This window comes from Escherichia sp. MOD1-EC6475 (genome assembly GCF_003046645.1).
Lineage (GTDB): Bacteria > Pseudomonadota > Gammaproteobacteria > Enterobacterales > Enterobacteriaceae > Escherichia > Escherichia ruysiae.
In genome coordinates, this window is record NZ_PZKQ01000004.1 from 1 (window position 1) to 940 (window position 940).

Genomic DNA, 940 nt, shown 5'->3' on the forward strand with positions numbered 1-940 from the left:
CTTGTATCTGGCTTTCACGAAGCCGAACTGCCGCTTGATGATGCGAAACGGGTGCTCCACCCTGGCACGGATGCTGGCTTTCATGTATTCGATGTTGATGGCCGTTTTGTTCTTGCGCGGATGCTGCTTCAAGGTTTTTACCTTGCCGGGACGCTCGGCGATCAGCCAGTCCACATCCACCTCGGCCAGCTCCTCGCGCTGTGGCGCTCCTTGGTAGCCGGCATCGGCTGAGACAAATTGCTCCTCTCCATGAAGCAGATTACCCAGCTGATTGAGGTCATGCTCGTTGGCCGCGGTGGTGACCAGGCTGTGGGTCAGGCCACTCTTGGCATCGACACCAATGTGGGCCTTCATGCCAAAGTGCCACTGATTGCCTTTCTTGGTCTGATGCATCTCCGGATCGCGTTGCTGCTCTTTGTTCTTGGTAGAGCTGGGTGCCTCAATGATGGTGGCATCCACCAAAGTGCCCTGGGTCATCATGACGCCTGCTTCGGCCAGCCAGCGATTGATGGTCTTGAACAATTGACGGGCCAGTTGATGCTGCTCGAGCAGGTGGCGGAAATTCATGATGGTGGTGCGATCCGGCAGGGCGCTATCCAGGGATAATCGGGCAAACAGGCGCATGGAGGCGATTTCGTACAGGGCATCTTCCATGGCACCGTCGCTCAGGTTGTACCAATGCTGCATGCAGTGAATACGCAGCATGGTCTCCAGCGGATAGGGCCGTCGGCCATTGCCCGCCTTGGGATAAAACGGCTCGATGACAGCGGTCATATTCTGCCATGGCAGAATCTGCTCCATGCGGGAGAGGAAAATCTCTTTTCAGGTCTGACGGCGCTTAGCGCCGATCTCACTATCGTAGAAGGTGAGTTGATGGCTCATGATGTCCCTCTGGGATGCGCTCCGGATGAATATGATGATCTCATATCAGGAACTTGGT

At 55.9% G+C, this 940-nt stretch carries 1 pseudogene; it reads right to left on the bottom strand.

The window, feature by feature from the left end:
• Positions 1-882: pseudogene (locus A7589_RS01145) on the bottom strand (IS5-like element ISKpn26 family transposase); the annotation flags it as partial.
• Positions 883-940 lie beyond the last annotated feature (58 nt).